Annotated in this window: 22 protein-coding genes and 1 tRNA gene; 15 read left to right on the top strand and 8 right to left on the bottom strand. The window is 63.2% G+C overall.

Features of this window, described 5'->3' with window-relative positions:
- Positions 1-334: 334 nt before the first annotated feature.
- The gene (locus ACNKU3_RS08650) at positions 335-3,451 is read right to left on the bottom strand and encodes an efflux RND transporter permease subunit (protein WP_418259014.1); all 3,117 of its coding nucleotides are present in this window, start codon (positions 3,449-3,451) and stop codon (positions 335-337) included.
- Between the two features lie 3 nt (positions 3,452-3,454).
- Positions 3,455-4,618, bottom strand: coding sequence for an efflux RND transporter periplasmic adaptor subunit (locus ACNKU3_RS08645; RefSeq protein WP_418259013.1), 1,164 nt, complete (start codon positions 4,616-4,618; stop codon positions 3,455-3,457).
- Between the two features lie 189 nt (positions 4,619-4,807).
- On the opposite strand from ACNKU3_RS08645, the gene ACNKU3_RS08640 reads away from it, so the two are divergent.
- The gene (locus tag ACNKU3_RS08640; protein WP_418259012.1) at positions 4,808-5,449 is read left to right on the top strand and encodes a redoxin domain-containing protein; all 642 of its coding nucleotides are present in this window, start codon (positions 4,808-4,810) and stop codon (positions 5,447-5,449) included.
- Positions 5,450-5,453: 4 nt separating this feature from the next.
- Here the strand turns inward: ACNKU3_RS08640 and ACNKU3_RS08635 are convergent, their stop codons facing one another.
- The 4 genes from ACNKU3_RS08635 to gcvP form a co-directional block, all read right to left on the bottom strand.
- Entirely contained in the window at positions 5,454-5,918 is a 465-nt protein-coding gene (locus tag ACNKU3_RS08635) for an EVE domain-containing protein (protein WP_418259011.1), read from the bottom strand.
- Positions 5,915-6,964 (bottom strand): alpha/beta hydrolase, encoded by a 1,050-nt coding sequence (locus ACNKU3_RS08630; protein ID WP_418259010.1) that lies wholly within the window; start codon positions 6,962-6,964, stop codon positions 5,915-5,917. Before ACNKU3_RS08630 ends, ACNKU3_RS08635 begins: the two co-directional genes overlap by 4 nt.
- A 255-nt stretch (positions 6,965-7,219) precedes the next feature.
- A complete protein-coding gene (locus ACNKU3_RS08625; protein WP_418259009.1) occupies positions 7,220-8,422 on the bottom strand; it encodes a cytochrome P450 in 1,203 nt (400 codons plus the stop codon).
- 282 nt (positions 8,423-8,704) lie between these two features.
- On the bottom strand, positions 8,705-11,596 hold the full coding sequence (gene gcvP, locus ACNKU3_RS08620; protein ID WP_418259008.1) for an aminomethyl-transferring glycine dehydrogenase: 2,892 nt from the start codon (positions 11,594-11,596) through the stop codon (positions 8,705-8,707).
- Positions 11,597-11,725: 129 nt separating this feature from the next.
- Here gcvP and ACNKU3_RS08615 point away from each other — a divergent pair, with 129 nt between their 5' ends.
- The 4 genes from ACNKU3_RS08615 (at position 11,726) to ACNKU3_RS08600 (ending at position 15,217) form a co-directional block, all read left to right on the top strand.
- Positions 11,726-12,310, top strand: coding sequence for a uracil-DNA glycosylase family protein (locus ACNKU3_RS08615; RefSeq protein ID WP_418259007.1), 585 nt, complete (start codon positions 11,726-11,728; stop codon positions 12,308-12,310).
- A gap of 353 nt (positions 12,311-12,663) precedes the next feature.
- Positions 12,664-13,935 carry a porin gene (locus ACNKU3_RS08610; protein WP_418259006.1) on the top strand — a complete coding sequence of 424 codons (1,272 nt, stop codon included), beginning with the start codon at positions 12,664-12,666 and terminating at the stop codon, positions 13,933-13,935.
- Entirely contained in the window at positions 13,935-14,474 is a 540-nt protein-coding gene (locus ACNKU3_RS08605) for an FMN-binding protein (RefSeq protein ID WP_418259005.1), read from the top strand. Before ACNKU3_RS08610 ends, ACNKU3_RS08605 begins: the two co-directional genes overlap by 1 nt.
- Positions 14,474-15,217 (top strand): PepSY domain-containing protein, encoded by a 744-nt coding sequence (locus tag ACNKU3_RS08600; protein ID WP_418259004.1) that lies wholly within the window; start codon positions 14,474-14,476, stop codon positions 15,215-15,217. Before ACNKU3_RS08605 ends, ACNKU3_RS08600 begins: the two co-directional genes overlap by 1 nt.
- A 10-nt stretch (positions 15,218-15,227) precedes the next feature.
- Here ACNKU3_RS08600 and greB read toward each other — a convergent pair whose 3' ends face one another.
- Both greB and ACNKU3_RS08590 read right to left on the bottom strand, forming a co-directional pair.
- Positions 15,228-15,746, bottom strand: coding sequence for a transcription elongation factor GreB (greB, locus tag ACNKU3_RS08595; RefSeq protein ID WP_418259003.1), 519 nt, complete (start codon positions 15,744-15,746; stop codon positions 15,228-15,230).
- An 81-nt stretch (positions 15,747-15,827) separates the two neighbouring features.
- Positions 15,828-16,802 carry a hypothetical protein gene (locus ACNKU3_RS08590; protein WP_418259002.1) on the bottom strand — a complete coding sequence of 325 codons (975 nt, stop codon included), beginning with the start codon at positions 16,800-16,802 and terminating at the stop codon, positions 15,828-15,830.
- Positions 16,803-17,211: 409 nt separating this feature from the next.
- Here ACNKU3_RS08590 and ACNKU3_RS08585 point away from each other — a divergent pair, with 409 nt between their 5' ends.
- The 10 genes from ACNKU3_RS08585 to ACNKU3_RS08540 all read left to right on the top strand — a co-directional run bounded on the left by ACNKU3_RS08585 (position 17,212) and on the right by ACNKU3_RS08540 (position 26,695).
- Complete coding sequence (locus tag ACNKU3_RS08585) at positions 17,212-17,397, top strand: Trm112 family protein (protein ID WP_418259001.1); 186 nt, start codon at positions 17,212-17,214, stop codon at positions 17,395-17,397.
- A 4-nt stretch (positions 17,398-17,401) separates the two neighbouring features.
- Positions 17,402-17,749, top strand: a complete 348-nt coding sequence (locus ACNKU3_RS08580) for a histidine triad nucleotide-binding protein (protein ID WP_418259000.1) — start codon at positions 17,402-17,404, stop codon at positions 17,747-17,749.
- Between the two features lie 29 nt (positions 17,750-17,778).
- Entirely contained in the window at positions 17,779-20,385 is a 2,607-nt protein-coding gene (gene alaS, locus ACNKU3_RS08575; protein ID WP_418258999.1) for an alanine--tRNA ligase, read from the top strand.
- Positions 20,386-20,530: 145 nt separating this feature from the next.
- Positions 20,531-21,772, top strand: a complete 1,242-nt coding sequence (locus ACNKU3_RS08570; protein WP_418258998.1) for an aspartate kinase — start codon at positions 20,531-20,533, stop codon at positions 21,770-21,772.
- 148 nt (positions 21,773-21,920) lie between these two features.
- A complete protein-coding gene (gene csrA / locus ACNKU3_RS08565; RefSeq protein ID WP_418258997.1) occupies positions 21,921-22,118 on the top strand; it encodes a carbon storage regulator CsrA in 198 nt (65 codons plus the stop codon).
- A gap of 134 nt (positions 22,119-22,252) precedes the next feature.
- A tRNA-Ser gene (locus ACNKU3_RS08560) sits at positions 22,253-22,343 on the top strand.
- A gap of 309 nt (positions 22,344-22,652) precedes the next feature.
- The gene (locus ACNKU3_RS08555) at positions 22,653-23,054 is read left to right on the top strand and encodes an HIT family protein (RefSeq protein WP_418258996.1); all 402 of its coding nucleotides are present in this window, start codon (positions 22,653-22,655) and stop codon (positions 23,052-23,054) included.
- Positions 23,051-24,358 (top strand): DUF3883 domain-containing protein, encoded by a 1,308-nt coding sequence (locus ACNKU3_RS08550; protein ID WP_418258995.1) that lies wholly within the window; start codon positions 23,051-23,053, stop codon positions 24,356-24,358. Before ACNKU3_RS08555 ends, ACNKU3_RS08550 begins: the two co-directional genes overlap by 4 nt.
- A gap of 121 nt (positions 24,359-24,479) precedes the next feature.
- Positions 24,480-25,454: an NAD(P)-dependent alcohol dehydrogenase gene (locus ACNKU3_RS08545; protein WP_418258994.1), complete on the top strand. Its 975-nt coding sequence runs from the start codon at positions 24,480-24,482 to the stop codon at positions 25,452-25,454.
- A gap of 305 nt (positions 25,455-25,759) precedes the next feature.
- On the top strand, positions 25,760-26,695 hold the full coding sequence (locus ACNKU3_RS08540; RefSeq protein ID WP_418258993.1) for an SDR family NAD(P)-dependent oxidoreductase: 936 nt from the start codon (positions 25,760-25,762) through the stop codon (positions 26,693-26,695).
- Positions 26,696-26,744: the final 49 nt, after the last annotated feature.

Below are 26,744 nucleotides of genomic sequence, written 5' to 3'. Positions count from 1 at the left end.
TGCGAAAGCCCGGGGTTACCCCCGCGTTGCCAGTGGGTGGGAAGGCTCTTTTACGGACTTGGAGGGCGTCGGTGCGAACTCGATCTTGCAGCGGAACCGCCTTTCCACCGCGATGCGCCAGCCCACTCCACCAGCTACCGTGCAGCCAAGTAGCATGTAATCTCAAACCTCATTCAAAACCCCGCAGCCACGCAGCAATTCCGGGAACCCAAAGGCAAACGCGCCGCAAGCGCCCGGAATGGAGTAAAAGAGCCTTCCCGCCCGCAGGCCACGCAGCGGCCGCCAGGCCGCCAGGCCGCCACACGATCAAACGCCACCGATTAGAGCAGTAGCCTCAGGCACCCACCCGTTTGCGCTTGCCCAACAGGCGGGTTTTCAGTGCCGCCATCGCCTGGCTGCAATCCCCGCCGATGGCATACAGCGCGGGCACCATCAGCAGCGTGACGAACAGGGCGAACAGCACCCCGAAGGCCAGAGCGATCACCGCCGGTTTCAGGAACTGGGCGTCGGTGGCGCGCTCCACCATGATCGGCGCGAGACCGACGAAGGTGGTGAGGGTGGTCAGCAGGATCGGCCGGAAGCGGTCGACCCCGGCCTGGACGATGGCTTCGACCAGGTGCTTGCCCTGTTCGCGCAAGCGGCCGATGTAGTCCACCAGTACCAGGTTGTCGTTCACCACCACCCCTGCCGCCGCGCCGATGCCGAAGTAGGAGAACATCGCCATCGGCATGCCGAAGATCAGGTGGCCGAAGATCGCCCCCATGAAGCCGAAGGGGATGGCGGTCATCACCAGCAGCGGCAGCCAGTAGGAGTGGAAGGCGACCGCGATCAGGGCGTACATGGCGAACAGCGCCACCGCGTAGAGCGCGAAGATCTCGTTGAAGAACTCCTGCTCCTCTTCCTGCTGCCCGCCCTTGAGCACTGCCAGCCCGGGGTATTTGGCCTTCAGTTGCGGCAGGTAGTTATCCTCCAGGTCGCGGACGATATTGCCCATCAAGTCATGGTCCATGTCCGCGCTGACCTGGACGTAGCGCTCGCCGTCGCGTCGCTGGATGCGCTGTACGCCGCTGGCGAGGTCGATCTCGGCCACCGAGAACAGCGGCAGTTCGCGACCGTCGTCGGTGCGGATGCGGAACTGGTTCAGGCTGGTCAGGTCCTGGCGCAACTGCTTGGGGTACTTGACCATCACTTTGACATCGCCGTGCTCGCGGGGCAGGCGCTGGACTTCCTCGCCATAGTAGGCCTGGCGCACCTGGCTGGCCACGTCGGCGAGATTGATGCCGAGTTTTTCCGCGCCCGGCAGCAGCCGCAGGATGATTTCATCGGATTCCCCGCGCTGGCTGTCGCGCACGAAGTAGGTGCCTTCGTAGCCGCTGGTCTGGCGGATCAGGTCGCGACTCGCACGTGCCAGCAGCTCCTGGTCGCGGTGCTTCAGCAGCCAGGTGACGTCGGCGCCGCTGTCGTTGAGGGTATAGTTCACCTCGATTTCTTCCGCGTCGGGAATCACGCCGACGAGGTCGCGCAGGCGTTCGGCGGCCTCCCGGGCCGACATGTCGCGCACCTCGGCCGGCGCCAGGTTGACGATGGCAATCACGCTGTCGCGGCGCGCGCGGGTGTACCAGCCCTCGATCAGTTCGCCGCTGCCTTCACCGGTTTCCGCGGCCTCCTGGTTGACCTGGTCGATCAGCTCGCGCTCCGCCTCCTGTAACTGGGAGAGGATCTCCAGCGAGCGTGAATAGGGGGTGCCGGCGGGGAGGGCGACGTTGATGAAGATCTGTTCGGATTCCACCTGCGGCATGAAGTAGAACTTGACCCAGCCGCTGGTGAACAGCCCGATGCTGACCAGGAAGGCGCCGATGAACACGCTGGCAGTCAGGTAGCGGCGGCGCACCGCGGCGGCCAGCACCGGCCGGTAGATGCGGTCGGCGAAATCGATGATGCTGTGCTCGGCGCGCTGTTGCACACGGGCCAGGCCGTGCAGCTCGCCGCGCGGTTCCAGGTGGCGCAGGTGGGCGGGGAGGATGAAAAAGGCTTCCAGCAGGGAAATCGTCAGCGCGACGGTGATGACAATCGACAGTTGCCGGGTCATCTGCGAGGCCTCACCGGAGACGAACAGCCAGGGCGCGAAGGCGATGATGGTGGTCAGTACCGCGAATACCACCGGCCGCGCCACCGCGACCGTGCCCTCGATGGCGGAGTTGGCGCCGCCGCCGGACTGGTGCGCGTGCTGGTGGACACTCTCGCCCACCACGATGGCGTCGTCCACCACGATCCCCAGTACCAGCAGGAAGGCGAAGGTCGACATGACATTCATGGAGACATCGTTTACCGGCAGCAGCGAGAAGGTGCCGATGAAGGCGATGGCAATGCCCACAGTGACCCAGACCGCGACTTTCGGCCGCAGGGACAGGAGCAACACCGCCAGCACCAGGAGGAGCCCCTGGACCGCCGAATTCTGTATCAGGCCCATGCGCGCCTTGTAGATATCCGCGTTGTCGAACCACAGGTTGAGTTTTATCCCCTCTGGCAGGTTCGGTTCCGCTTCTGCCATCCAGGCCTTGACCGCGTCGCTGGCTTTCACCACCTGCATGTTCTCGGTGGTCTTGATCTGGATCAGGACCGCCGGCTCGCCGTTCAGGGTGGTCAGGATCTCGTTGTCCTCGAAACCGTCGATCACCTTCGCCACATCGCCGACCCGCACCACGCCGCCGTCCGCCGTCTGGCGAACGATGATGCGCTCGAAGTCGCGCTGGGTGTCCGCCAGGTTGCGGGCGCGCAACTGCACGTCGCCGGTGGCGGTGCGCACCTGGCCGGCGGACAGGTTGATGGAGTTGCCGCGAATGGCGTTGGCCACTTCCTGGAAGTTGAGGTCGTAGCGGCGCATGGCCTCTTCCGACAGTTCGATGCTGACCTCTTCTTCCCGGGTGCCGAACAGGTCGATGGTCGAGATGTAGGGGAGGGCGGCGATCTCGTCCTTGAGTTCCTGCGCCAGCCGGGTGAGCTCCCGCTCGCTGGCGTTGCCGTAGACCGCTACGCGGATCATTTCCTGGCGGTTTTGCAGGCGCTGGACCCGCGGCGGCTCGATATCCGCGGGCAGCGAGGTGACCGCGTCGACCGCGTTCTTCACCTCGTTGAGGAATTCGTTGATGTCGATATTGGGGTAGGTGGAAACCCGGATTTCGGCATTGCCCTCGGTAGCGGTGGAATAGTAGTGGTACACCTGGTCCACGTTCTCGAGCGACTGCTCGATGCGGACGATGACCTGCTCCTCGACTTCCTGCGGGTTGGCCCCGGGCCAGGTGACGTTGATGCTGACCTGGTTGATCTTGATGTCGGGAAAGGCTTCTTTCTCGATCGCCAGGAGACCGAGAATGCCCGCGAGCACGATGCCGAACATCAGCAGATTGGCGGCAACCGGGTTGTGGACCCACCAGGCGATCAGTCCGCGCATGACTTAACCCTCCGCCGCCGCAACCGTGGTGAGCGCCATCCCCTGGATGGGATTGCGCAGCGCCGATACCACCACCTGCTCGCCCGGCTTGAGACCGGAGCGGACCACCGCCTTGCTGGCGTTGCTGTAGGCGACATCCACCTCGCGGATGTCCAGCAGGCCTTCGCTGTTGACCACGTAGACGACATCGCCGGCGCGCAGCGCCTTGCCCGGAATGTTCATCGCGGCCACCATGTCGCGACCCTGTATCCTGGCGTCGACAAACAGGCCGACTGCCAGGGGCATGCCGTCGGCAGAGGTCGCGCTGCCGTAGGGGTCCTGTACTTCGGCGCTGGCGTAGAGCATCCGGGTATCCGGGTCCACCGCGGGGTCGAGCCTGACCAGCTTGCCGTGCCACTGGTGCTGCTTGCCGGCGACCCGGGCGCTGAAGGTGACCGGCAGGCCGCCCCCCGCCGGTGCGGTATAGCCGATCGGCAGGTTCAGCACGGCCAGCTGGCTGTCGGTCAGGGGCAGGCGGATTTCCACCAGGTCGGTGCCGAAGACGCTGGCCAGCGGTGTGCCGGCGCTAATGTACTGGCCCACCTGTACGTAGGTTTCCGCGACCCGGCCCTCGAAGGGCAGGCTGACCGAGGCGCGCTTGAGATCCACCTGGGCCTGTTCGAGACCGGCCCTGGCAGCCTCCAGCATCGCCCGGGCCTGGGTCACCTGCGGGCGCTTGAGGGCGAGGTCGCTGGGGTTGGGGGAATTGCGCAGCTGTTTTTGCGCCACGTCCTGGTCCGCCAGCGCCTGCTGCACCGCGAGTTCCGCATCGGCAACCCGGGCATGGGCTTCCTGGACCGCCAGTTTGTAGTCGGTGTCGTCGATCTGCAGCAGGGGGACGCCGGGTTCGATGCGGCCCCCGCGCACGAACTGCGGTGATGCCGCGACCACCCGGCCACTGACTTCGGCGACCAGGTCGATCTGCGTCCGCGAGCGCACTTCGCCGTGCGTCGTCACGTCGAGGGCGCTGCTCGCTTCCACCACGGGCGCGACATACACGCTGGTGGTATGCGAGACGCCTTCGTGTTTTTCCGGCGCTGGACGCGAGGCGTGCAGCAGGGAATAAATGCCAACGCTCGCAGCGAGCACGGCGACGGGGGCTAGAATTTTCAGGATGCGGCTTTGCATGGTTGTGCTACTGTCCTTTCCTGTCCTGACCGTGTTGTGCACGGTCGCTGCAGTGTTATTTGCGGAGTCTGCACAGGCTCCTCGATGAGGCGCATGGTAACAAGCTGCCTTCCAGTCGCAGCATTCCTGCGGTAAAACGCCAGAATTACGCGACCAACGGGGTGCCCGCATTATGATACGGGATGCTAAATGAAGAAAACACGGCTGATTTTTGTGGTTTTTGCGCTGCTCCTGGGCCTGCTCTGGGCCTTCCGTGCGCCCTTGAAGCAGCTCGCTTACGACCAGCTTACCCGCGACATGTTTGTCGCCGGGGACAGCGACAGCTTCGATCCCGGCCCGCTGCCTGGCTCGGCATTTCCCGGCGTAAACGCCACCTGGCAGGGGCGGCAAATTCGCCTGCTCGACGAATTTGCCGGTCCCTCCGGCACGCTGCTGGTGGCGGCGCGCTCGGTGGCCTGGTGCCCGTTCTGTATGCGCCAGCTGGTGCAGCTGCAGGCCCACAAGGCCGCCTACGACGCCGCGGGAATCGCCCTGGTGGCGATCACCTACGACGACCCGGAAGTGCAGCGGGCTTTCGCGGCGCAGTGGGGTATCGAGTACCCCATTCTCCACGACGTGGACACCCTGACCTTCCGTACCCTGGGCATTCTCAATCGCGACTACCAGCCGGGGGACGCCGCCTACGGTATTCCCTACCCGGGGATGCTGGTCATCGATCCGGCAGGAAAAGTCGTCGGCAAGTTGTTTCTCGAGGATTACAGCGTGCGGGTGGACGCCGGCGCGGCGCTCGAGTTTGCCCGGGCGGCCCTGGCCGCGCCACCCGGTCGCTGAGGGTTCAGCCGGTCCGGGCGAGGTCGCGGATGCTGCGCCACTCGCCGGCGCTTACCGGTTGCACCGACAGGCGACCCTGTTTCAGCAGTATCATCTCCGCCAGGTCCGCCTGCTGTTTCAGCCGGGTGAGCGGCACCACCGCGGCAAATTTTTCCAGCGGGGCGATGTCGACGCAGAACCAGCGCGGCTGGTCGGGCGTGGACTTGCTGTCGTAATAGCGGCTGTCGGGGTCGAACTGGGCCGGGTCGGGATAGGCGGATTGCACAACCCGGGCGGTACCGGCGACCCCGGGCACCTTGCAGCTGCTGTGGTAGAACAACACCTCGTCGCCGACGGCGATGGCGTCGCGCAGGATATTGCGGGCCTGGTAGTTGCGGATGCCGTCCCAGCGGCCCTTGCCGGCCGCTTCGGCGAACAGGTCGTCGATGCTGTATTCGTCCGGCTCGGACTTGAATAACCAGTAGTTCATGGGCGATCGCTTTTGCCCAGGCCCTGGACGAATGCCGCGGTCGCCGCCATGGCCTGGGCCTGTTCGGAGAACAGCCGGATGCTCATGAAGCCGTGGATGGTCTGCGGATAGAGGATCGACTCGGTGGGTATCCCCTCGTCTTTCAGTCGCTTTGCATAGGCCAGTCCGGCATCGCGCAGGGGGTCGAAGCCTGCGGTGATCACCAGCGCCGGAGGCAGGCCGGCGAGACTGTCCGCCAGCAGGGGGGAGAGGTAGGGATTGCGCCGCCCGCTCTCGGGAACATCGCCGATGTAGGACTGGTTGAAGGCATGCTTGGCTTCGGTGGAGAGGCCGTAGCCGTCGATAAAGTGCTGCATGCTGTCGTAACTGGCGTTGGTCAGGTCGGTCGCCGGGTAGTACATGATCTGGCCGGCAAGGGCCGGGCCGCCCTTGTCCCGGGCCATTTGTGCGATGACCGCGGACAGGTTGCCGCCGGCGCTGTCACCGGCAACCAGCAAGCGATCGGGGTCGCCGCCGAGGGCAGCCGCATTGGCCGCCGCCCACTGCAGGGCGGCGTAGCTGTCATCCACGGCGGCGGGGAAGGGGTGGCGGGGCGCCAGTCGGTAATCCACGGAAACCACGATGGACTGGGCCACATCCGCCAGTTCCCGGGTCAGCGGGTCAAAAATCTCCACGCTGCCGACGACGAAGCCGCCGCCGTGGAAATACACGATGACCGGTGGCGCGGCATCGCTGGCGGTGGTTTGCGGCCAGTAAATACGCACCGGGACGTCCACGCCCTTGCCGGGAATGGTCCGGTCCTCGACTTTCGCCACCGCGTTTTTCGGCAGCATGGCGCTGAAGGTATAGACCAGGTTGACCGGCAGCTTGAAGCGGAAATCGATATCGGGATCGGGCTGGTATTCGTGTTCGAAACTCAGCATGTGCAGGGAGACCGCGGCGCGGTAGTCGAGGTGCCCGTAAGGCGTACTTGTCCAGCTGTAACTCCAGCCGGCAAAGACCAGCAGGAGCAGTGCCAGTACCGTGGTTTTCGGGTATTTCTTCATGCGAGCTCTCTTTATTGTGTGTTCGATGCAGTCGCAACTCGGGCGAGGCGCCGCGCTGCGGCCGGGAGTCTTTGGGGGTAATTGTACAGGAAGTCGCTGCGCCTGGGCCGCGTGAATAAAACGCGGGGCGGGCGCGCGGGAAAGGCACTGCGAGCGGGCCGGGTAGTAATCGGCAGTGCCCGGGCGGGAGCCCGGGCTTCAGCGGTCAGTCCTGCTGGATTGTCGCGAGGTTGCGCCGGCGGGGGTGCGCCGGTCTCAGGCGCTGCTTTTATCGCAGGTGACCAGCACCTCGCGCAGCTCGTAACTGCCGAGCGCCGGGTTCCAGTGCATCTGCGGCTCCTGTTCCAGCTTCAGTCCCGGCACCTTGAACAGGGCTTCGAGAAAGATGCGTGTTTCATGCAGTGCCACCTGCCAGCCGGGACAGTTGTGGGGGCCGTCCGAGAAACTCAGGTAGCGGCCGGTGTCGCGCATGCGCTGGGCGCGATCCGGGTCCAGGGCGAAGGGGCATTCGCCGACCAGCGCCTCGTCGACGTTGGCCGCGCGGATGTCGATACCGTAGAGCTCGCCGGAGGCGATGGTGGAACCGTCCGTGTCCTCAAGTGGTTCGTGCACCCGGCGCATGACCATCGCGGCCACCGGCTCCAGGCGCAGGATCTCCATCAGGATGGCCATCCGGTCCTTTTCCTCGCCGTTCATGAATCGCGCGCGCAGTTCTGCATCCTCGAACAGGTACCAGGCGCACATCAGGATGAACTCCCGGGTGGTCAGCATGCCAGCGGTGCCGTAGGTGAGGCACTCGATAACGATCGACAGGTGGCTGTAGCCCTCGTCCAGGTAGGTGGAGATGGCGTCGTCGCGGGGGGATTCCTGGCGTGCCTTGATCGCGGGCCGGACGTCCTTCAGGTAGAAGATGCCCATGTGGAACATGCGTTTGAGGTTGAGCAGCCATGCTTCCATGCCGGGTTTGGCGTTGGCGATGCTGGAATACAGTACGCGCTGGATGCGGCGGGCGCGTTCGGCCTGGTCGCTGTTGGTCAGGCCGAGGATTTCACCGACCACCTCGATGGCCAGTTCGAAGGTGACGTCCTCCAGCTTTGCCCCGCCATTGCAGCGCATTTCCGCCAGCAGCTGGTCGGTGAATTTCTGCATGATCAGGTAGTGCTGGTCGGCGACAGCCTTCGGCGACAGGAAGCGCTGGGTCTTGCGCCGCTTGTTGAAGTGATCCTTGCCGTCGAGGAAGAACACCGGCGCATGCTCGGGGTTCTTGTAGCTCAGCGCCTCGGCGCTGGCGCCGGCCTGCAGTGCGTTTTTGTTGCGCAGGACCTTCTGCGCCAGGAGGGCGCTCTTTACCCAGTGGGAGCCCTCCGGCGCGCGGGTATTCTCCCGGGCGATGGCAGCGGACTTGCGGCGGTCGGTATTGTCGTGGAAGGGACAACTGGCTTTGGCGGTTTCCGTCATGGTACTGGCTCCCGATGGCTGGTTGGAGCTGCATAGTTATGCTCCATGCTTTATTTTCAGCGAAGCGGTTTTTGATGTCAATAATATGACATCAATATATCGGGTCACTGCAGATCGCCCGCCCTGCCGTGCCCGGAGCGGGACATCGCCGAATGCGGGCCGCGCGTGGCCGACGCCGCGCCGGTGCCGGCGCGGGCGGGTGAGTGAGATGGTGACCTGGGACCGGGAAGGCGCTCGCTGCCCGTCTGGTGTGAGCGCCGCGCTGCCGCCGCGGCGCCAGCGTCAGGCTTCTTCGCGGTAGCTGTCGATCGCGGGGCAGGCGCAGTAGAGGTTGCGGTCGCCGTAGACGTTGTCCACCCGGTTGACCGGCGCCCAGTACTTGTAGCGGCGCAGGGAGTCCACCGGGTAGGCGGCGCGCTCGCGGCTGTAGGCGTGGTCCCAGCTATCCGCCGCCACGTCCGCGAGGGTGTGGGGCGCATTGACCAGGGGGTTGTCCGCCGCATCCAGTTCGCCCGCCTGTACCGCGGCGATTTCACCGCGAATGGCGATCAGCGCGTCGCAGAAACGGTCGAGTTCGAAGAGGGATTCGGACTCGGTGGGCTCCACCATCAGGGTGCCCGGTACCGGGAAACTCATGGTCGGGGCGTGGAAGCCGTAATCGATCAGGCGCTTGGCGATGTCCTCCTCGGTAATCCCGGAGGCTTCCTTGATCGGGCGCACGTCGATGATGCACTCGTGGGCCACCCGGCCGCTGGTGCCGGTGTAGAGGATCGGGTAGTGGTCCTTGAGGCGGTGGGCGATGTAGTTGGCGTTGAGGATGGCCACCTTGGTGGCCTCGGTCAGCCCCTCGCCGCCCATCAGCGCGATATAGGCCCAGGAAATCGGCAGGATGGAGGCGCTGCCGTAGGGCGCCGCGGAGACCACGTCGTTGCCCGCGTCGAGGCCCGGCACCGGGCTCACCGGGTTGCTGGGCAGGAAGGGCGCCAGGTGCGCGCCGACGCCGATCGGCCCCATGCCCGGGCCGCCGCCGCCGTGGGGAATGCAGAAGGTCTTGTGCAGGTTGAGGTGGGAGACGTCCGCGCCGAACTTGCCCGGCGCCGCGAGGCCGACCAGCGCGTTGAGGTTGGCGCCGTCGACGTAGACCTGGCCGCCGTGCTGGTGCACGATTTCGCACAGCTCGATGATGCCCTCCTCGAACACCCCGTGGGTGGAGGGGTAGGTGACCATGATGCAGGCCAGCTCATCGCTGTGGCGCTGCGCCTTCAGCCGCAGGTCCTGCAGGTCCACGTTGCCCTTGTCGTCGCACTCCACGATCACCACCTTCATGCCCGCCAGCGCCGCCGAGGCGGGGTTGGTGCCGTGGGCGGAGGAGGGGATCAGGCAGATGGTGCGCTGCTGGTCGCCGCGGCTCTGGTGGTAGCGCAGGATCGCCAGTAGGCCGGCGTACTCGCCCTGGGAGCCGGCGTTGGGTTGCAGCGAGATGGCGTCGTAGCCGGTGGCTTCCACCAGCATGGTCTCCAGTTCCTGCAGCAACTGCTGGTAGCCTCTGGTCTGGTCCGCCGGGGCAAAGGGGTGGATGCCGGCGAATTCCGGCCAGGTCACCGGCAGCATCTCGGTGGTGGCATTGAGCTTCATGGTACAGCTGCCCAGCGGGATCATGGCCCGGTTGAGGGCGATGTCCTTGTCTTCCAGGTAGCGCATGTAGCGCAGCATTTCGGTCTCCGAGTGGTAGTCCTGGAACAGGGGGTGGCTGAGGTAGTCGACTTCGCGCAGCAGTTCCGCGGGGATGCCGGGATGCCCGTCGATGGCGCTGTCCAGTTGCTCGATGCTGGCCACGGCATCGCTGCCGGAGAACACCCGCCACAGGGCGACCACGTCCTCCCGGGTGGTGGTCTCGTCCAGCGACACGCCCAGGCGGCCGCCGTCCAGTACCCGCAGGTTGATACCGGCCGCCAGCGCCCGCTGGACGATGGCGTCCTGCTGGTCGCCCACCGCAAAGGTCAGGGTGTCGAAATAGCTGGCGTTCTCCGGGGGAAAGCTCAGCTCATCCATGCCGGCGGCGAAGATCGCGGTGAGCCGGTGGATACGCCGGGCGATGCGCCGCAGCCCCTCGGGGCCGTGGTACATGGCGTAGAAGGTGGCCATGATCGCCAGCAGGGCCTGCGCCGTGCAGATGTTGCTGGTGGCCTTCTCGCGGCGGATGTGCTGTTCGCGGGTCTGCATCGCCATGCGCAGGGCCTGGTTGCCGCGGCGGTCGATGGAGACGCCGATGATGCGCCCGGGGGTGGAGCGCTTGTAGTCGTCGCGGGTGGCGAAATAGGCGGCGTGGGGGCCGCCGAAACCCATCGGCACGCCGAAGCGCTGGGTGTTGCCCAGGGCCACGTCCGCGCCCAGCGCGCCGGGGGATTGCAGCATCAGCAGGGCCATCAGGTCCGCCGCTACCGCCACCAGGGTGCCCGCGGCGTGGGCCTTTTCCGTCAGCTTTGCAATATTTTGCACATGACCGTTTGTGCCGGGATACTGGAGCAGCGCGCCAAAGGCCTCGGTCGCGCCGAGGAGCTGTTCCGGGTCGCCCACCAGCACTTCGATATCCAGCGGCAGGGCGCGGGTTTTCACCACCGCGATGGTCTGCGGGTGGCAGTCCTCGGCGACGATGAAGACCGCGCTGCGGTTCTTCTTGTTGACCCGCTGCAGCAGGGTCATGGCCTCTGCGGCGGCGGTGCCCTCGTCGAGCATGGAGGCGTTGGCCAGTTCCATGCCGGTGAGGTCCATGATCATCTGCTGGAAGGTCAGCAGGGCCTCCAGCCGGCCCTGGGAGATCTCCGGCTGGTAGGGGGTGTAGGCGGTATACCAGCCCGGGTTTTCCAGCACGTTGCGCTGGATCACCGGCGGGGTGATGGTGTCGTAGTAGCCGGTGCCGATATAGGACTTGTTGACCACGTTCTGCTCCGCCAGGGTCCGCAGGCGCGCGATCACCTCGGTCTCGCGCTGCGGCCCGGGGAGGGCCATGGCCTCGCGGCGGATGGCCGCCGGTACGGTGTCGTCGATCAGGGCGTCGAGGCCGGGGTAACCCAGCGCCTGCGCCATGCTGTCCTGCTGTTTGACCGAGGGGCCGATATGGCGTTGGATAAACTCCGCGTGGTGTTCCAGATCGAACAGGGAAAAGCGGCTCATAGGGGCTCCGGCAGTGCTGTCAGGCGTTGGAAACAGAGGGGGTTTTAAAGGGGCGCGATACTACCAGCCGCACCCGGTGGCGGCAATTGCATTACTACCGGGCCAATCCCCCGAAAGGAGTATGAAACAGTGCCTGAAAACCTGCCACTCATCGACCTGCTGAGCGAGGTGCGCGCCTGCCGGCTGTGCGAGAAGGACCTCCCGCTGGGGCCCAACCCGGTGCTGCGGGCGAGCGCGTCGGCACGGCTGCTGATCGTCGGGCAGGCGCCGGGTACCCGGGTGCACGCCAGCGGCATTCCCTGGAACGACCCCAGCGGCGACCGCCTGCGCCAGTGGCTGCAGATGGACCGCGAGCGCTTCTACGACGACTCCCGCATCGCCATCGTGCCCATGGGCTTCTGTTACCCGGGGCGCGGCCGCTCCGGAGACCTGCCGCCGCGCCCCGAGTGCGCCGCACAGTGGCATGCCGCACTGCTCGAGCAGATGCCGCGGATCGAACTGGTGTTGCTGATTGGGCAGTACGCCCAGAACCACTACCTCGGCAGGTCCCGGGAAACCCTGACCGAACGGGTGCGCCGCTGGCGCGATTTCGGCCCGCGTTTCCTGCCCCTGCCGCATCCCTCGCCGCGCAACACGCTGTGGCTGAAACGCAATCCCTGGTTCGAGGCGGAAGTGGTGCCGGAGCTGCGGCGGCGGGTTGCTGCGATTCCCTGAATGAGCGGCTTGAGTGCCAGTAGTCGATTTTGCTGAATTAATCGCCCTGGGTGACTCCGAGGTAGGGAGTCCTCCCGCCGAGCGCGATCCAGACCATTCCCACTGGAACACGCCAAACAGCGCACATCCCTGTGCAGGCTCGGGCGGCGACGTCCTGTCGCCTCACGGTTCCAGTGGGAATGGTCTGGCTCACGCTCTACCCGTGGCACGAGAAACCAGAATGGTGTTTACTGAGTCGCGTTCTCGCTTGTAAATGAGAAAGCTTGTATTTAAGATTCGTTCCACCGATTTTGATCGGTCAAAAATTAAACAATTGCCATACACCACACCAGAAAACACCAAGAGGTAGGACCATGGACAAGCTGAGGGCCTCCGTACTGGCCGCGATTTTTGCCGGCGCTGCAGCGACCGCCGCTGCGGCCACCCCGACTCCCGAGCAAATGTGGGAGATCATCCAGAAGCAACAGGCGCAGATCGAGGCGCTGCAGCGGCAGCTGGCCGCCACCGAGCAGGGCCTGGCCGACACCGATATGAAACTCGCGGAGACCGACGTCAAGGTGGAAGCCACCGCGGAAATGGTCGAGGAGAGCGTCCTGGTCGAGGGCGCCGCGATGGCCGGCAGCAGCTGGGCGCAGAGCACCACGCTGGGCGGTTACGCCGAGATGCACTACAACAACCTGGACAACGACCGCGACGGCGGCGCCGACAAGGACCAGCTGGACCTGCACCGCTTCGTCCTGTTCCTCGGCCACGAGTTCAGCGAGAAAACCCGCTTCTATTCCGAATTTGAAATCGAGCACGCCCTGGTCGAGGGCGGCGAGGACAGCGGCGAAGTGGAGATCGAGCAGGCCTATATCGAACACAACTTCGGCGGCGCCCAGCGCATGAAGGCCGGCCTGTTCCTGATGCCGGTCGGCATCCTCAATGAAACCCACGAGCCGGATACCTTCTACGGTACCGAGCGCAACAATGTCGAATCCCGCATCATCCCGACCACCTGGTGGGAGGGCGGCCTGGCGATGAGCGGTGAAATCGCCCCCGGCCTGAGCTACGACGCCACCTTTACCTCCGGCCTGTTCCTCGACCCCGATGAGGGCGAGTGGAGCATTCGCGACGGTCGGCAGAAAGTCGCCGAGGCCAACGCCTCCGACCCGGCCTACACCGCGCGCCTGAAATACACCGGCGTCGCCGGCCTGGAAATCGCCGGCACCCTGCAGTACCAGCAGGACCTCTACCAGGGCGAACTGGACAGCGAGGTCGATGCGCTGCTCTACGAGGCGCACCTCATCTACAACAACGGCCCCTTCGGCCTGCGCGCCCTGGCCGCCATGTGGGATATCGATGACGGCATCGAGGCCTTCCGCGAAGGCGCCAGCGAGCAGGAAGGCTGGTATGTGGAACCCTCCTGGCGGGTGTTCGACAAGCTCGGCCTGTTCGCCCGCTACAGCGAGTGGGACAACCAGGCCGCCGGCGGCGGCGACACCGAATACAACGAGTGGGATTTCGGCCTCAACTACTGGCTGGAGGAGAACGTGGTGTTCAAGCTCGACTACCAGATCCAGGACGCACCCCGCGGCCGCGACCAGTACGACGGCTTCAACCTCGGGGTAGGCTGGAGCTTCTGATGCCATTGCGCGGGGGCAACAGGACATCAATGCGCAGTGCCGGGCTGGTTCTGGCGCTGCTGGTGTTGTTCGCCCCCGGCCTGTCCGCGGAGGAATACCTCAGCCGCGACGATTTTCTCGCCAGCGCCTTCGCCGGCCAGGCTCCCCAGTTGCAGACCCTCTGGCTCAACGCCGAGCGGCGCAAGGCCGCTGAGGACCAGGTGGGCTGGGCGCCGGCGGGCATGCGCATGCGCTACTGGCAGGCGGGCGAGCGCACCGCCTGGATACTCGAGCATATCGGCAAGGAAGAGCCGATTACCCTCGGCGTGACTGTCGAGGGCGACCGTATCCTCAACGTGGCCGTGCTGGCCTTTCGCGAGAGCCGCGGCTGGGAAATCCGCTATCCCTTTTTCACCGAACAGTTCCAGGGTGTCAGCCTGTCCGACGGCGGCAGGTTGTCGCGCCACGTCGACGGCATTACCGGCGCGACCCTGTCCGTGCGGGCGGTCGAACGCATGGCCCGTCTCGCCCTCTGGCTGGACTCCCAGGTAGGCGCCTGATGCGCGGCAGGGTGCGGCTGGTCAGTCTGCTGTGGCGCTGGCACCGGCGCCTCGGTCTCAGCGTGTTCCTGCTGGTGATGGTGCTGGCGGTCAGCGGCATCGCGCTGAACCACACTTCCGGGCTGGGGCTTGACCACTGGCAGGTGTCGTCCCCGCTGGTGCGGGCGCTCTACGGTGTCGAAACAGTGCCGGCGCAGGGTTACCAGTTGGGCGAGCACTGGCTGTCGCGGCCGGACGACGAAACCCTGTATTTCGACGACCATCCCGTTGCCGCCTGCCGCGGTGCGCTGGTTGGCGCCGCGATTGCCTCCGGGATGATACACGCCGCCTGCGCAGAGGAGTTGCTGCTGCTCACCCCGCAGGGCGAACTGATCGAAGCCCTGGGCGCCAGTAGCGGGTTGCCGGTGCCCCTGCAGGGGCTGGCGACAGCGGCTGGCCAGGTTGAGCTGCGCGCGGCCGGCCAGTGGTACCGGGCGGATTTCGACGCCATGGCCTTCACTGCGGCGGCCGGGACGGCAGCGGAGCGGTTACAGATAGCGCTCGCGGCCGTGCCGCGGGCGCTTGCGGACCAGCTGCCGGACGGGGTGCGCTGGCTGACCTGGGAGCGGGTATTGCTGGATTTGCACAGCGGCCGGCTGGGCGGCTGGCTCGGCCTCGCTATCGTCGACGGGCTCGGGGTGATTCTCTGTGTGCTGGGTTTCAGCGGATTTGCCATGTGGTGGTTTCACCACCGCCGGCGCTAGGGCGCAGGCCTCAGCGGGCCGGCGCGGGTGGCCGGTACTGGATGTCGGTGACCACGTAGAAACGTTCGCCGCGCTCCGGGCTGTGCAGCCGGATTTCCTCGTCCAGCCCCTTGCCCAGCAGCGCCCGGGCCAGCGGTGAATCCATGCTCAGTTTGCCGGCCTTCACGTCGAACTCGTCGGGCCCGACGATGCGCCAGCGTTGCTCCTCGCCGTCCTCGTCCTCGAGCGTCACCCAGGCGCCGAAGCGCACGCGGCTGGTGTCGTCGGGAGTTCGGCTGACCACCTCCAGTTCCTCCAGCCGCTTGGTCAGGAAGCGCACCCGCGAATCGATCTCCCGCAGGCGGCGCTTGCCGTAGATGTAGTCGCCGTTTTCCGAACGGTCGCCATTCTTGGCGGCCTCGTGGACCACGGCGGTCACCTGCGGCCGCTCGACCTTCCACAACTGGTGCAGTTCAGCGCGCAGGGTCTGCTCGCCTTCGGGGGTGATATAGCGGGAGCCGCGCTTGCGCGGCGGTCGGTATCTGCTCATGGGCGAATTCTAGCGCCGGGGGCCAGTGGCGGGAAGCGGGCAGGGCGGCCATCGGTCGAAACGATGACCGCCCTTGCCGGGTCAGCGCGGTCGGCGGCGCTGCTGCAGCCCGGCGAGGCCGAGCAGGGAAAGGCCGGTGAGGCCCAGGCTCCAGACGCCCATGGTGGGAATCGGGGCCGCGTCGCTGCTGCTGCCGGCAGCGGGAGGCGCTGGGGGCGGTGCCATCAGGGCGTTGAATGCCGCCACGTCGGCCACAGCCTGGGTGCTCACAGCGAAGTCATCGAACAGCAGGCCACCGCCGGACAGTGCCGGTTGCGCCGTGCCGGATACCCGGAACAGCAGCTGGCTGATGGAGTAGGGTCCGGGAGTGCCGGGCTGGTTTTCCGGGTAGTACTGCTCCCAGGTTGAGCCGGTGTGCACCAGTGCGCCGTCGACCCATACCATGACCACGTCGTTGGGGGAGGTGGCGGGGTCTACGGGGTTTTTGCTCGGTCCCTCGGCAAAAAAGATAGCGATGCGCAGGGTGTGCGCCGAGCTGTAGTCCAGACCGCTGGCCAGTGTACTGAACTGGAAGTTGGTGAACGGGCCGACAGTCGGCTGGGTGCTGTCGTAGTCGTAGAAGCCCACATCCAGGCCACTGCCGCTATCGGTAATGTTGATGTAAGACAGCCGCGCGCCGCTGCCGTTGTCCGGGCTGATGGTGATGGCGAGCCCGTTCTGTGCGGCGCCGGTGGCGGACTGGAAGCTGAATTCCGCTTCGAAGATATTGGCGCCGGCGGCGGGTGTCGCCGTGGTTTCGCCGGCCGTCGGCGCAAAGGCCGGGGTAAAGGGCATATCGCCGAAACTGCCAGCGGTGACAGCATTCGACAGGCGCCATTTCAGGTCGCCGCCGATATCGACGATCTCCTCGTCCCAGGCGCCGGTGGCGGTCCAGCCGTCCTGGCCGTCGACACTTTGGCCGCTGGTGAGTCCTGAAAAGTCGGTAGAGTAATTGGCATGGGCGGCCAATGGCAGGCCGAACCCAACCGCGAGCGCGGCCAGAGTCTTGATTCTCACGAAGTCCCCTTAGTGGTCTGTAATGGTGATCGCGCCGGCATCTGAACAGCTTGTTTTCACGATTTTTTACACCGGCTCGCGGCATCCTAGGGGCTGGGAAGTGTTAAGACAATTGGCTTTGCGCACTGGATGCCGGAATCGGTTAAAGCGTGATCAGCGGGGTTTGAGTTCTGTGAACCGGTTCGCAATTCCCGCTCCCCGGCGCCAGTCCATCGCTTGTTGAATCGGCGCACACCACGCACAAAACAGCCCCTGGGAGGGCAGCGTCGCGGTACCGCCTGGCGCCGATCCCCTGGCAGTGGCGATTCGCTGGCGGGGACTTGTGCTGCCGGTCATGCCTGTCGCGACTATGGCCCGGGGGCGGGTAAAGCCCGTATAATGTCCGCCTTTTGGCGACCGCGAGCGGATCATGATCGACAAGAAACTTCTCAGCATCCTGGTCTGCCCGGTGAGCAAGGCGCCACTGGAGTACCACGAGGAAAAGCAGGAACTGGTGTGCAAGGCCTCTGGCCTGGCCTACCCGGTGCGCGATGGCATCCCGGTGATGCTGGAATCCGAGGCGCGCCCGCTGACCGCCGACGAGAAACTGGGATAGGGACATGACAGATACGATTTTCGGCAAGATCATCGCCGGGGAAATTCCCGCGGAGTTCATCTACGAGGACGAGCACTGCGTGGCGATCAACGACATCGCCCCCAAGGCGCCGGTACACGTGCTGGTGATTCCGAAAAAGGCCATTCCCCGGTTGGTGGACGCCGGCGCCGACGACCAGGCGCTGCTCGGCCACCTGATGCTGGCCGCGGGCCGGATTGCCGAACAACTCGGCGTCCAGGACGCCTTCCGCCTGATCGTCAACAACGGTGAAGGGGCGGGGCAGACCGTCTTCCACCTGCACCTGCACATCCTCGCGGGCATGGCTATGCCCGAGGGTTTCATGGCGCGCTGAACGCCACGCGCAATCCACCGAGACACACTATGAAAACCGTAGAGATACGCGAAGCCTTCCTCGACTTTTTTGAAAAGAACGGCCACACCCGGGTGCCCTCCAGTTCGCTGGTGCCGGCCAACGACCCGACCCTGCTGTTCACCAATGCGGGGATGAACCAGTTCAAGGATACCTTCCTCGGCACCGATCCCCGGGAGTACAACCGGGCGGCGTCCAGCCAGCGCTGTGTGCGCGCCGGCGGCAAGCACAACGACCTGGAAAACGTCGGCTATACCGCCCGCCACCACACCTTCTTCGAAATGCTGGGCAACTTCAGCTTCGGCGATTACTTCAAGCAGGATGCGATCAGGTTCGCCTGGCAATTCCTCACCGAAACACTGCAACTGCCCCCCGAGCGCCTGTGGGTCACCTGCCATATCTCCGACGACGAGGCGGAGGCGATCTGGGTCAACGAGATCGGCTTCCCGAAAGAGCGCATCTCCCGCCTGGACGAGGACAACTTCTGGCAGATGGGCGATACCGGCCCCTGCGGCCCCTGTTCCGAGATTTTCTACGACCACGGCCCGGATGTGCCCGGCGGCCCGCCCGGCAGCCCCGACGACGATCTCGACCGCTACATCGAGATCTGGAACCTGGTGTTCATGCAGTTCAACCGCGACGCCGAAGGCACCATGCACCCGCTGCCGGCGCCCTCCGTGGACACCGGCATGGGCCTGGAGCGCATCGCCGCGGTGATGCAGGGCGTGCACAGCAACTACGAGATCGACCTGTTCCAGGCGCTGATCGACGCCGCCGCCGAAGTGCTGGGCGTCAGCGACCGCGCGGACAAATCCCTGCGGGTGATCGCCGACCATATCCGCTCCAGCGCCTTCCTGGTCGCCGACGGCGTCATGCCCGGCAACGAAGGCCGCGGCTACGTGCTGCGCCGCATCATCCGCCGCGCCATCCGCCACGGCAACAAGCTCGGCGCCTCCGAGCCCTTTTTCTACAAGCTGGTTGCCACTCTCGCCCAGCAGATGGGCGGCGCCTACCCCGAACTGCTGAAGCTGCAGGCGCAGATCGAAAAGGCCCTGCTGGCGGAAGAGCAGCAGTTCGCCAAGACCCTCGACAACGGCATGCAGATCCTCGACGAGGCGCTGCAGGGCCTGCAGGGCGATGAAATTCCCGGCGACGTGGTGTTCAAGCTTTACGACACTTATGGCTTCCCGGTGGACCTCACCGGCGATATCGCCCGCGAACGTGGCCTGAAACTGGACATGCCCGGTTATGAAGCGGCTATGGCGGAGCAGCGCTCGCGCTCCCAGGAGGGCGGCAGCTTCAAGGTCGACTATTCCAACGTGCTGCGCCTGGAAGGCAAGACCGCGTTCACCGGCTACGACAGCCTGCAGGGGCAGGGTAAGGTCACTGCTCTGTTGAAGGACGGCAAGGAAGTCAATTCCCTGGGCGCCGACGATAGCGGCATCGTGGTGCTGGACAGCACCCCGTTCTATGGCGAGTCCGGCGGCCAGGCCGGCGACACCGGCTACCTCAGCGCCAACGGCACCCGGCTGGAAGTCACCGACACCACCAAGGCCTCCGACCAGCACCTGCACCAGGTGAAGGTGCTCGAGGGCAGCGTGGCCCTGGGCGACCAGCTGCACGCCCAGGTCGATTCCTCCCTGCGCCAGCGCACCCGCCTGAACCACTCCGCCACCCACCTGCTGCACGCGGCCCTGCGCAAGGTGCTCGGCGAGCACGTGCAGCAAAAAGGCTCGCTGGTGGATTCCGAACGCCTGCGTTTCGACTTCTCCCATCCCGAGGCGGTTACCCGGGAGCAGCTGAAGGCCATCGAGAACATGGTCAACGAACAGGTGCGGGCCAACACCGAGGTCAGCACTCGCCTGATGAGCATGGACGATGCGGTCGCCGCCGGCGCCATGGCCCTGTTCGGCGAAAAATACGGCGCCGAGGTGCGCGTACTGGCCATGGGCGAGGACAATTTTTCCGTCGAGCTGTGCGGCGGTACCCACGCCGCCCGCACTGGCGACATCGGTCTGATACGCATTGTCTCTGAAAGCGGCATTGCCTCCGGCGTGCGCCGCATCGAGGCGGTCACCGGCGCCGGCGCGCTGGCCCTGGTGGATGCGGCGGAAGAAAAACTCGCGGCGGTCTGCGAGGTGGTGAAGGCTACCCAGGACAACGTCGCGGACAAGGTCGCGGCCCTGCGCGCCGAAAGCCGCGAGCTGGAAAAGGAAATTGCCCGCCTCAAGCAGAAACTCGCCAGCGGCGCGGGCAGCGACCTCACCGCCGGCGCGGTGGAAGTGGCGGGTATCAAGGTACTGGCGGCCAACGTCGACGGCGCGGATGCCAAGTCCCTGCGCGATACCCTGGACCAGGTGAAGAACAAGCTCGGCTCCGGCGTCATCCTGCTTTCCGCGGTCAACGACGACAAGGTGGCACTCGCCGCGGGGGTCACCAAGGACCTGACCGACAAGGTCAAGGCCGGCGACCTGATGCGTGAATTCGCCCAGCGCCTGGGCGGCAAGGGCGGCGGCCGGCCGGACATGGCCCAGGGCGGCGGTACCGACGTGGCCGCACTGCCCGAGGCACTGAAAGCGGTGCCGGAATGGGTCGGTTCCCAGCTGTCCGGCTCCTGAGCAGAACTGTGAACTAATCCCCAACACCCCGGCGGTGATTCACCGTCAAGTGTGTTTGCTTTTTGGGCGTTATGTTGTTAAATAGCGCCCTTTTTCTACCTTGCGACAGGCCCCGGTGGCCGCGAAAGGAGTTCGGCAGCAGTCAATGAGCTTGATCGTACAGAAATTCGGCGGGACGTCCGTCGGCACCATTGAGCGTATAGAGCAGGTTGCGGAGAAAGTCGAAAGGTTCCGCAATGATGGTCATGCCGTCGTCGTCGTGGTCTCCGCGATGGCCGGCGAAACCAACCGCCTGATCGGCCTCGCCCACGAGATCCAGGAGCGCCCTGTGCCCCGGGAAATGGATGTGCTGGTGTCTACCGGTGAACAGGTGACCACCGCGCTGTTGAGCATGGCGCTGAACAAGCGCGGCGTCAAAGCCAAGAGCTACAACGGCAGCCAGGTGCGCATCCTGACCGACGATGCCCACACCAAGGCGCGCATCCGCGAAATCGACGACGTTCGCCTGCACGCCGACCTAGACCAGGGCTACGTGGTCGTGGTCGCCGGTTTCCAGGGCGTTGACGAGGACGGCAACATCACCACCCTGGGTCGCGGCGGCTCCGACACCACCGCCGTGGCACTGGCCGCCGCCCTGAAAGCGGACGAATGCCAGATCTATACGGACGTGGACGGCGTATATACCACCGATCCACGGGTCGTTGACGGCGCCCGGCGCCTGGACCGCGTCACCTTTGAGGAGATGCTGGAAATGGCCAGCATGGGCTCCAAGGTACTGCAGATTCGCGCCGTCGAGTTTGCCGGCAAATACAACGTACCGCTGCGGGTGCTGCACAGCTTCCAGGAAGGGCCTGGCACCCTGATTACTTTTGAGGATGAGTCTGAAATGGAAACGCCAACCATCGCCGGTATCGCCTTTAACCGCGACGAAGCCAAGTTGACCATTCGCGGCGTGCCCGATATGCCCGGCGTGGCCTACCGTATTCTCGGCCCCGTGGGTGAAGCCAATATCGAGGTCGACGTGATCGTCCAGAACGTGGGCGGCGACGGCACCACCGACTTTTCCTTCACCGTTGGCCGCACCGACCTGCCCCGCGCGCGCGACGTGCTGGAAACGGTCGCCGCCGAGCTCGGCGCCCTGGAAGTGACCTCGGACCACAAAATTGCCAAGGTTTCCGTCGTCGGTGTGGGCATGCGCTCCCACGCCGGTGTCGCCAGCCAGATGTTCCGTGCCCTGGCGGACAACGGCATCAATATCCAGATGATCACCACCTCTGAAATCAAGATTTCGGTGATCATCGAGGAGAAGTACCTGGAGTTGGCAGTGCGTGCGCTGCACTCTTCTTTTGGATTGGAAGGGGAACCCCAGGACGAAACAGCTGCCTAAACCGGTAGGGACCGTGTACCCACTTTAGACTTTAGTGGGATATACGAAATGTGGCAGTTTTACTACACTGGAAGTACCGGGCATAGAAGGGCTGGGCATGAACCCAGCCCCAAAAAGCCATGAGGCCCCGGGTTTTTGGAGAAACCATATGCTTATTCTGACCCGCAGAGTTGGTGAATCGTTGATGGTCGGCGACGATATCACCGTTACAGTCCTTGGCGTGAAGGGCAACCAGGTGCGGATCGGCGTCAACGCCCCGCGCGACGTCGCCGTACACCGTGAAGAAATCTACGAACGTATCCAGGACGACAACCAGCAGCCCCGAGCGGTATCCAAGGGCGAATAAACTGCTGTAATCAAAGCGCCAATGCTTTGATTCTTCACCGATTGTGGTATGATGCCGCGCCTGTAACCCATGCAGGTACGCGGATTCTTTCGGGCCGTTTTCAGGCTTGGGATTACAGCTAAAAATCAGATTCCGGAGAGCTGGCCGAGCGGCTGAAGGCGCACCCCTGCTAAGGGTGTATAGGCTTATCCCCTATCGAGGGTTCGAATCCCTCGCTCTCCGCCATAAGCGAAAAGGGCTGCCCGTTTGGGCGGCCTTTTTTGTTTGTGGCGGAGAGTGATGACCGGGTTCGACGCCTCGCTCGAAAAATTGCGACCTTAGGGGCAATTTTGACGCTGCAGCGAGGCGCAGGCGCCCCGAACGGATCGAACAGGTCGCGCGCAACCCCGGCCAAGGCTGTTCTGATCAATCCCTCGCCCCACCATCACGGTAGCGCCCTGCGTTCTACTCGCGCCTTAACACATTTCCCTGCCTTGATTTGCAATTGGAGACAGTTCTATTAAAGTGCTTAGAGATCAATTGAGGAAACCTTGCATGGAGGCAGATTCCTGCCCGTTCTGTGATATTGCGACCAGCAATTCCTGTGGACGAGTCATAGACCAGAACGGATTGGCCATACTAATCGAAGACGGCTTTCCCGTTACTCTTGGTCACAGTCTTGTCATTCTAAGACGACACATTCAATCCCTGTTCGATGCCTCTGACGAAGAGAGGCGAGCACTTTTTCAGTTGATCGAGAGAGCGAAGGTAGGACTTGATCAGCGTTACCAGCCCAGTGCTTATAACATTGGGATCAATGACGGTGTCGCAGCAGGGCAAACGATCCCCCACCTGCACATTCACGTTATCCCGCGATATGACGAACCTGGTACTGATCCCAGGGGTGGGATTCGCTGGATCATTCCGGAGCGAGCAGATTATTGGAGCTCAAGATGAGCGTCTTGGATTACGAGAGACGTTTCTCCAACTTAAAGGTAAATGTTCGTGCTGGAGGAGAGAAGAGTCCGCACAAGGTCGCCATGCTACTCGCGGTACTCGATCTATATGAAGCAGACGAGATCGCAGATAACCGTATTCCCTTCGATGAAAGCCTGAAGCGCGCGTATTCAAAGCATTTCGAGAGGCTCTCCAGCCCTCAGGATCGGAACAACCCACACCTTCCATATTTCCACTTGCGTAGCAGCGGGTTCTGGCATCACCGGGCTAAACCCGGTCATGCGGCGGAATATGCCGAACTGACCACTGCGAGTAGTGCCGGAGTTATAGAGAATACCATCGACTTCGTGTACTTGGACGATGAACTTTTCGAGTATGTGAGTTACGGCACGTGCCGCGAATTGCTCCGTGCTGCGTTATATCAAAACTTGAGCCAGAACGAAGTCGATACCATGCTGGGTGTGGGAGGTGGTTGGAATTGGCTGGAATGTGAGGCAATAGTTCAAGACTACTTCGAGATGCTCAATCTTGAACTGCTGGGTAACTCATACAGCAAGGCAGATCATCGTAGAAAACTAATGGCTTCGCTAAAGCAGCGTAGCGAGGGTTCCATTGAGTATAAGCATCAAAACATCAGCGCAATAATGTTGGAAATGGGGCAGCCTTATATTCAAGGTTACAAGCCGGCCTTCAATTACCAAGCTCAATTGAAGCACGTGGTTCTCGCGTATCTCGCGCGCCACCAGGTGAGTGTGGACAGTCTTCTGGATTCCGCGTCTACGGCCATCGATATTTCACCGAGAGTGATCGATTGGAAGTCAGTGCTCGATTCAGAAGTTCCGGAAAAGATAGCAACCATCAATGAGCCTGTACGACAGTACACTGCAAAAAAACTAAATTTTACTGAACGTGAGCGTACAAACCGCAAGCTCGGAGAGCGTGGTGAAGCTTTTGTGATTGAGTACGAAAGGCAGCGATTGATAGCGCTAGGCAGAGCTGATCTCGCGAGAGAGGTGGAGTGGAGTAGCAGGGAGCGCGGTGATGGCCTGGGGTTTGATGTTCGGTCTTTCAATCCAGGCAAGGACTCGGAACTGTTTATTGAGGTCAAAACTACCAATAGTGGAAAGTATCAGCCATTTTACATAAGTGGTAATGAGTTGGAGTATTCCAAAGAGTGGTCTTCTCAGTACGCTCTATATAGGGTTTTCGACTTCAGGCGCCGGGTAAGAATATTCCAGCTGGTTGGTGCTGTCGATCAATATGTAAACCTCCAGCCTCAGACTTACAGAGCGAGTTTTTCGTGATTAGAGCGAATAAGGTTCTTTAGAGACACTGGACTATGTCCGGCATGCCGGGGGAGAACCACAGCTTCTATTAACCCGAAATAATTACTTGCCGGTTCAATATAACCGCGAGGAAGTTCTAGTGCGCGCAATCTTATGCAAGCAATATGGCCCAGCTGAAGTGCTTGAATTGGGTGATATTGCCAAGCCTGAGCCCAGGAAAGGAAAACTGATTATCAAGGTGCACGCAGCCGAGGTGACGAAAGGCGACTGTGAGCTGCGTTCTTTTACCTTTGCAGTAAAGTGGTTTGCGTTTCCACTGCGTTTGGCCTTCGGTATTTTCCGCCCGCGCAATCCTGTTCTTGGGGGGTATTTTGCCGGCAAGGTCGAATCCGTTGGCGAGGGGGTGGAAGCTTTTAAACCCGGCGATCGAGTATTTGGCTCGAGCGGCTTTGCAATGGGTGCCTATGCTGAATACATCAGACTTTCGCAAAATGCCGGGATTGCGCACATTCCTGAAAATTTGAGTTTTGAAGATGCCGCATCGGTACCGCTTGGTGGTTTAAATGCGATTCATTTTTGCATGCAGGCTGATATCAAGCCCGGTGACAAGGTATTGATCAATGGCGCAGGTGGAAGTATTGGCATGTATGCTTTGCAAATTTCAAAAGCTTATGGCGCACATGTGACAGCCGTGGATGCACCACATAAACAGGAGGCTATTTTAGCAAGCGGCGCCGATGAATTTATCGATTACACCAGGAAGCCTTATACGAGTTTGGGCAAAAGGTGGAATGTGATTATTGATATGGTCGCGGGTTCCGATTTGGAAAGTTCGCTGGCCTGTCTAGAGGAACGAGGGCGCTATGCATCGGCTAACCCCACCTTCAAAAAGCTGATTTCGGCTAACAGAGTATTTAAACGAACCGGTAAAAAAGTCATTGTCAGCTTTGCTGCGGAAAGCAAAGAAGAGTTGAGCGAGCTGGCCAATCTGTTACGAGAAGGGAAGATTTCAACGGCGGTTGATCAGGTTTTTCCAATGGCCGAGATTATAGAGGCGCACAAGCGCGTTGAAGTGGAAGCGCGCACGGGTTGTGTTGTCGTTAAAATTCCTTAAAACGTGCCTCTCTGTGTTCAATCTCTGCTCTGTGGGGTTTTCAGGAATTGGTGGACACAAGCTTTAGGCATGCCTGCCTGTGGCTTCACATTCCTGGGAACTCCAGCTCACCTGCGGCACCATATTTGTCGCCATATCCCGCGCATCCGCGCTCAACTTGCATCCACCCGACAATCTCCCTAATATCACCTTTAAAGTTGTATTAATCCAATAACCCCGCCATTCCACAGTGCAATACCATCGCGCATTGCACCAGTCAGTGGGGCACTACCAGCACCCAGAATAACGCTCATAAGGTAAAGTGCATGGAAGAATTCAGGTTCGACGGCCGCACCGCCATCGTCACCGGCGCCGGTGGCAAACCTGGTCTCGGCCGGGCGCACGCCATGCTATTGGCCGCCCGCGGCGCCAATGTGGTGGTCAATGATATCGGCAGGATCGACGCGCCAAACTATACCGGCGACGCGTCCGCCGAGGCGGTGGCCCAGGAGATTCGCGCGCTGGGTGGCAACGCTGTGGCGGATACCCACTCGGTGGCGACCGAACGCGGCGCGGCGGCGGTGATCGACACGGCCATCGAGGCATTCGGCGGTGTCGATATCCTGGTCAACAATGCGGGTATTTCCATCGCAGCGGCGTTCGACGAGATGTCTGCCGCCGACGTCCAGCGGCACATCGATATCAACCTGATGGGTACCGTCTGGATGTGCCGCGCGGCCTGGCCGCACATGCGCCAGCAGGGTTACGGGCGCATCGTCAACACCGGCTCGGGGGCCTTTACCGGCATGTGGGCCCTGGCCATGTACGGCGCGGCCAAGGGCGGCATCTTTTCCCTGACGCGCGCCCTGGCGGTAGAGGGGCAGCCCCTCGGCATCAAGGTCAACACGGTGTTGCCCGGGGCCTATACCCGCATGGTGCACGCCCAGCGGCAGGAGTCCTCGGACTTGTACCAGTACGCGCAACAGAACCTGCCCGCGGAACTCGCCGCGCCCGCGGTCGCGTTTCTCGCCCACGAAGCGTGCCCGGTCACCGGCGAGAGCCTGGAGGCGGTGGGCGGGGTGGTGCGCCGGGTATACGTCGCCCAGAGCGAGGGCATTGCCGATCGCGACATCACCGTCGAGAAGATCGCCGCCAACTGGGGGCAGGTCATGGGCAGCCCCCGGGATACGGTTATCGGGCTCGGTGGCGTCGAGTCGGAGGCGGACATCCGCCCCTACACGGCAACGGGCAGGGGAGAGTAGGGGGCCGCGAGGGGAAACGCCGTCCAGCGCCTGAAGGTGACAGTTCCGG

It is taken from the genome of Haliea sp. E17, assembly GCF_048323675.1.
Lineage (GTDB): Bacteria > Pseudomonadota > Gammaproteobacteria > Pseudomonadales > Halieaceae > Mangrovimicrobium.
The sequence above is the reverse complement of the archived record's forward strand: the minus strand, read 5'-3'. Positions and strand labels throughout refer to the sequence as shown.

Excerpts from the sequence above, each read along its gene's own strand:
- greB (WP_418259003.1), bottom strand. The coding sequence starts at position 15,746 with ATGAGCAGATACCGACCGCCGCGCAAGCGCGGCTCCCGCTATATCACC.
- ACNKU3_RS08570 (WP_418258998.1), top strand. The coding sequence starts at position 20,531 with ATGAGCTTGATCGTACAGAAATTCGGCGGGACGTCCGTCGGCACCATT.
- ACNKU3_RS08585 (WP_418259001.1), top strand. The coding sequence starts at position 17,212 with ATGATCGACAAGAAACTTCTCAGCATCCTGGTCTGCCCGGTGAGCAAG.
- ACNKU3_RS08610 (WP_418259006.1), top strand. The coding sequence starts at position 12,664 with ATGGACAAGCTGAGGGCCTCCGTACTGGCCGCGATTTTTGCCGGCGCT.
- csrA (WP_418258997.1), top strand. The coding sequence starts at position 21,921 with ATGCTTATTCTGACCCGCAGAGTTGGTGAATCGTTGATGGTCGGCGAC.
- ACNKU3_RS08630 (WP_418259010.1), bottom strand. The coding sequence starts at position 6,964 with ATGAAGAAATACCCGAAAACCACGGTACTGGCACTGCTCCTGCTGGTC.
- ACNKU3_RS08580 (WP_418259000.1), top strand. The coding sequence starts at position 17,402 with ATGACAGATACGATTTTCGGCAAGATCATCGCCGGGGAAATTCCCGCG.
- ACNKU3_RS08540 (WP_418258993.1), top strand. The coding sequence starts at position 25,760 with ATGGAAGAATTCAGGTTCGACGGCCGCACCGCCATCGTCACCGGCGCC.
- ACNKU3_RS08600 (WP_418259004.1), top strand. The coding sequence starts at position 14,474 with ATGCGCGGCAGGGTGCGGCTGGTCAGTCTGCTGTGGCGCTGGCACCGG.
- ACNKU3_RS08550 (WP_418258995.1), top strand. The coding sequence starts at position 23,051 with ATGAGCGTCTTGGATTACGAGAGACGTTTCTCCAACTTAAAGGTAAAT.
- ACNKU3_RS08555 (WP_418258996.1), top strand. The coding sequence starts at position 22,653 with ATGGAGGCAGATTCCTGCCCGTTCTGTGATATTGCGACCAGCAATTCC.
- ACNKU3_RS08605 (WP_418259005.1), top strand. The coding sequence starts at position 13,935 with ATGCCATTGCGCGGGGGCAACAGGACATCAATGCGCAGTGCCGGGCTG.
- gcvP (WP_418259008.1), bottom strand. The coding sequence starts at position 11,596 with ATGAGCCGCTTTTCCCTGTTCGATCTGGAACACCACGCGGAGTTTATC.
- ACNKU3_RS08635 (WP_418259011.1), bottom strand. The coding sequence starts at position 5,918 with ATGAACTACTGGTTATTCAAGTCCGAGCCGGACGAATACAGCATCGAC.
- ACNKU3_RS08645 (WP_418259013.1), bottom strand. The coding sequence starts at position 4,618 with ATGCAAAGCCGCATCCTGAAAATTCTAGCCCCCGTCGCCGTGCTCGCT.
- ACNKU3_RS08625 (WP_418259009.1), bottom strand. The coding sequence starts at position 8,422 with ATGACGGAAACCGCCAAAGCCAGTTGTCCCTTCCACGACAATACCGAC.
- ACNKU3_RS08640 (WP_418259012.1), top strand. The coding sequence starts at position 4,808 with ATGAAGAAAACACGGCTGATTTTTGTGGTTTTTGCGCTGCTCCTGGGC.
- alaS (WP_418258999.1), top strand. The coding sequence starts at position 17,779 with ATGAAAACCGTAGAGATACGCGAAGCCTTCCTCGACTTTTTTGAAAAG.
- ACNKU3_RS08650 (WP_418259014.1), bottom strand. The coding sequence starts at position 3,451 with ATGCGCGGACTGATCGCCTGGTGGGTCCACAACCCGGTTGCCGCCAAT.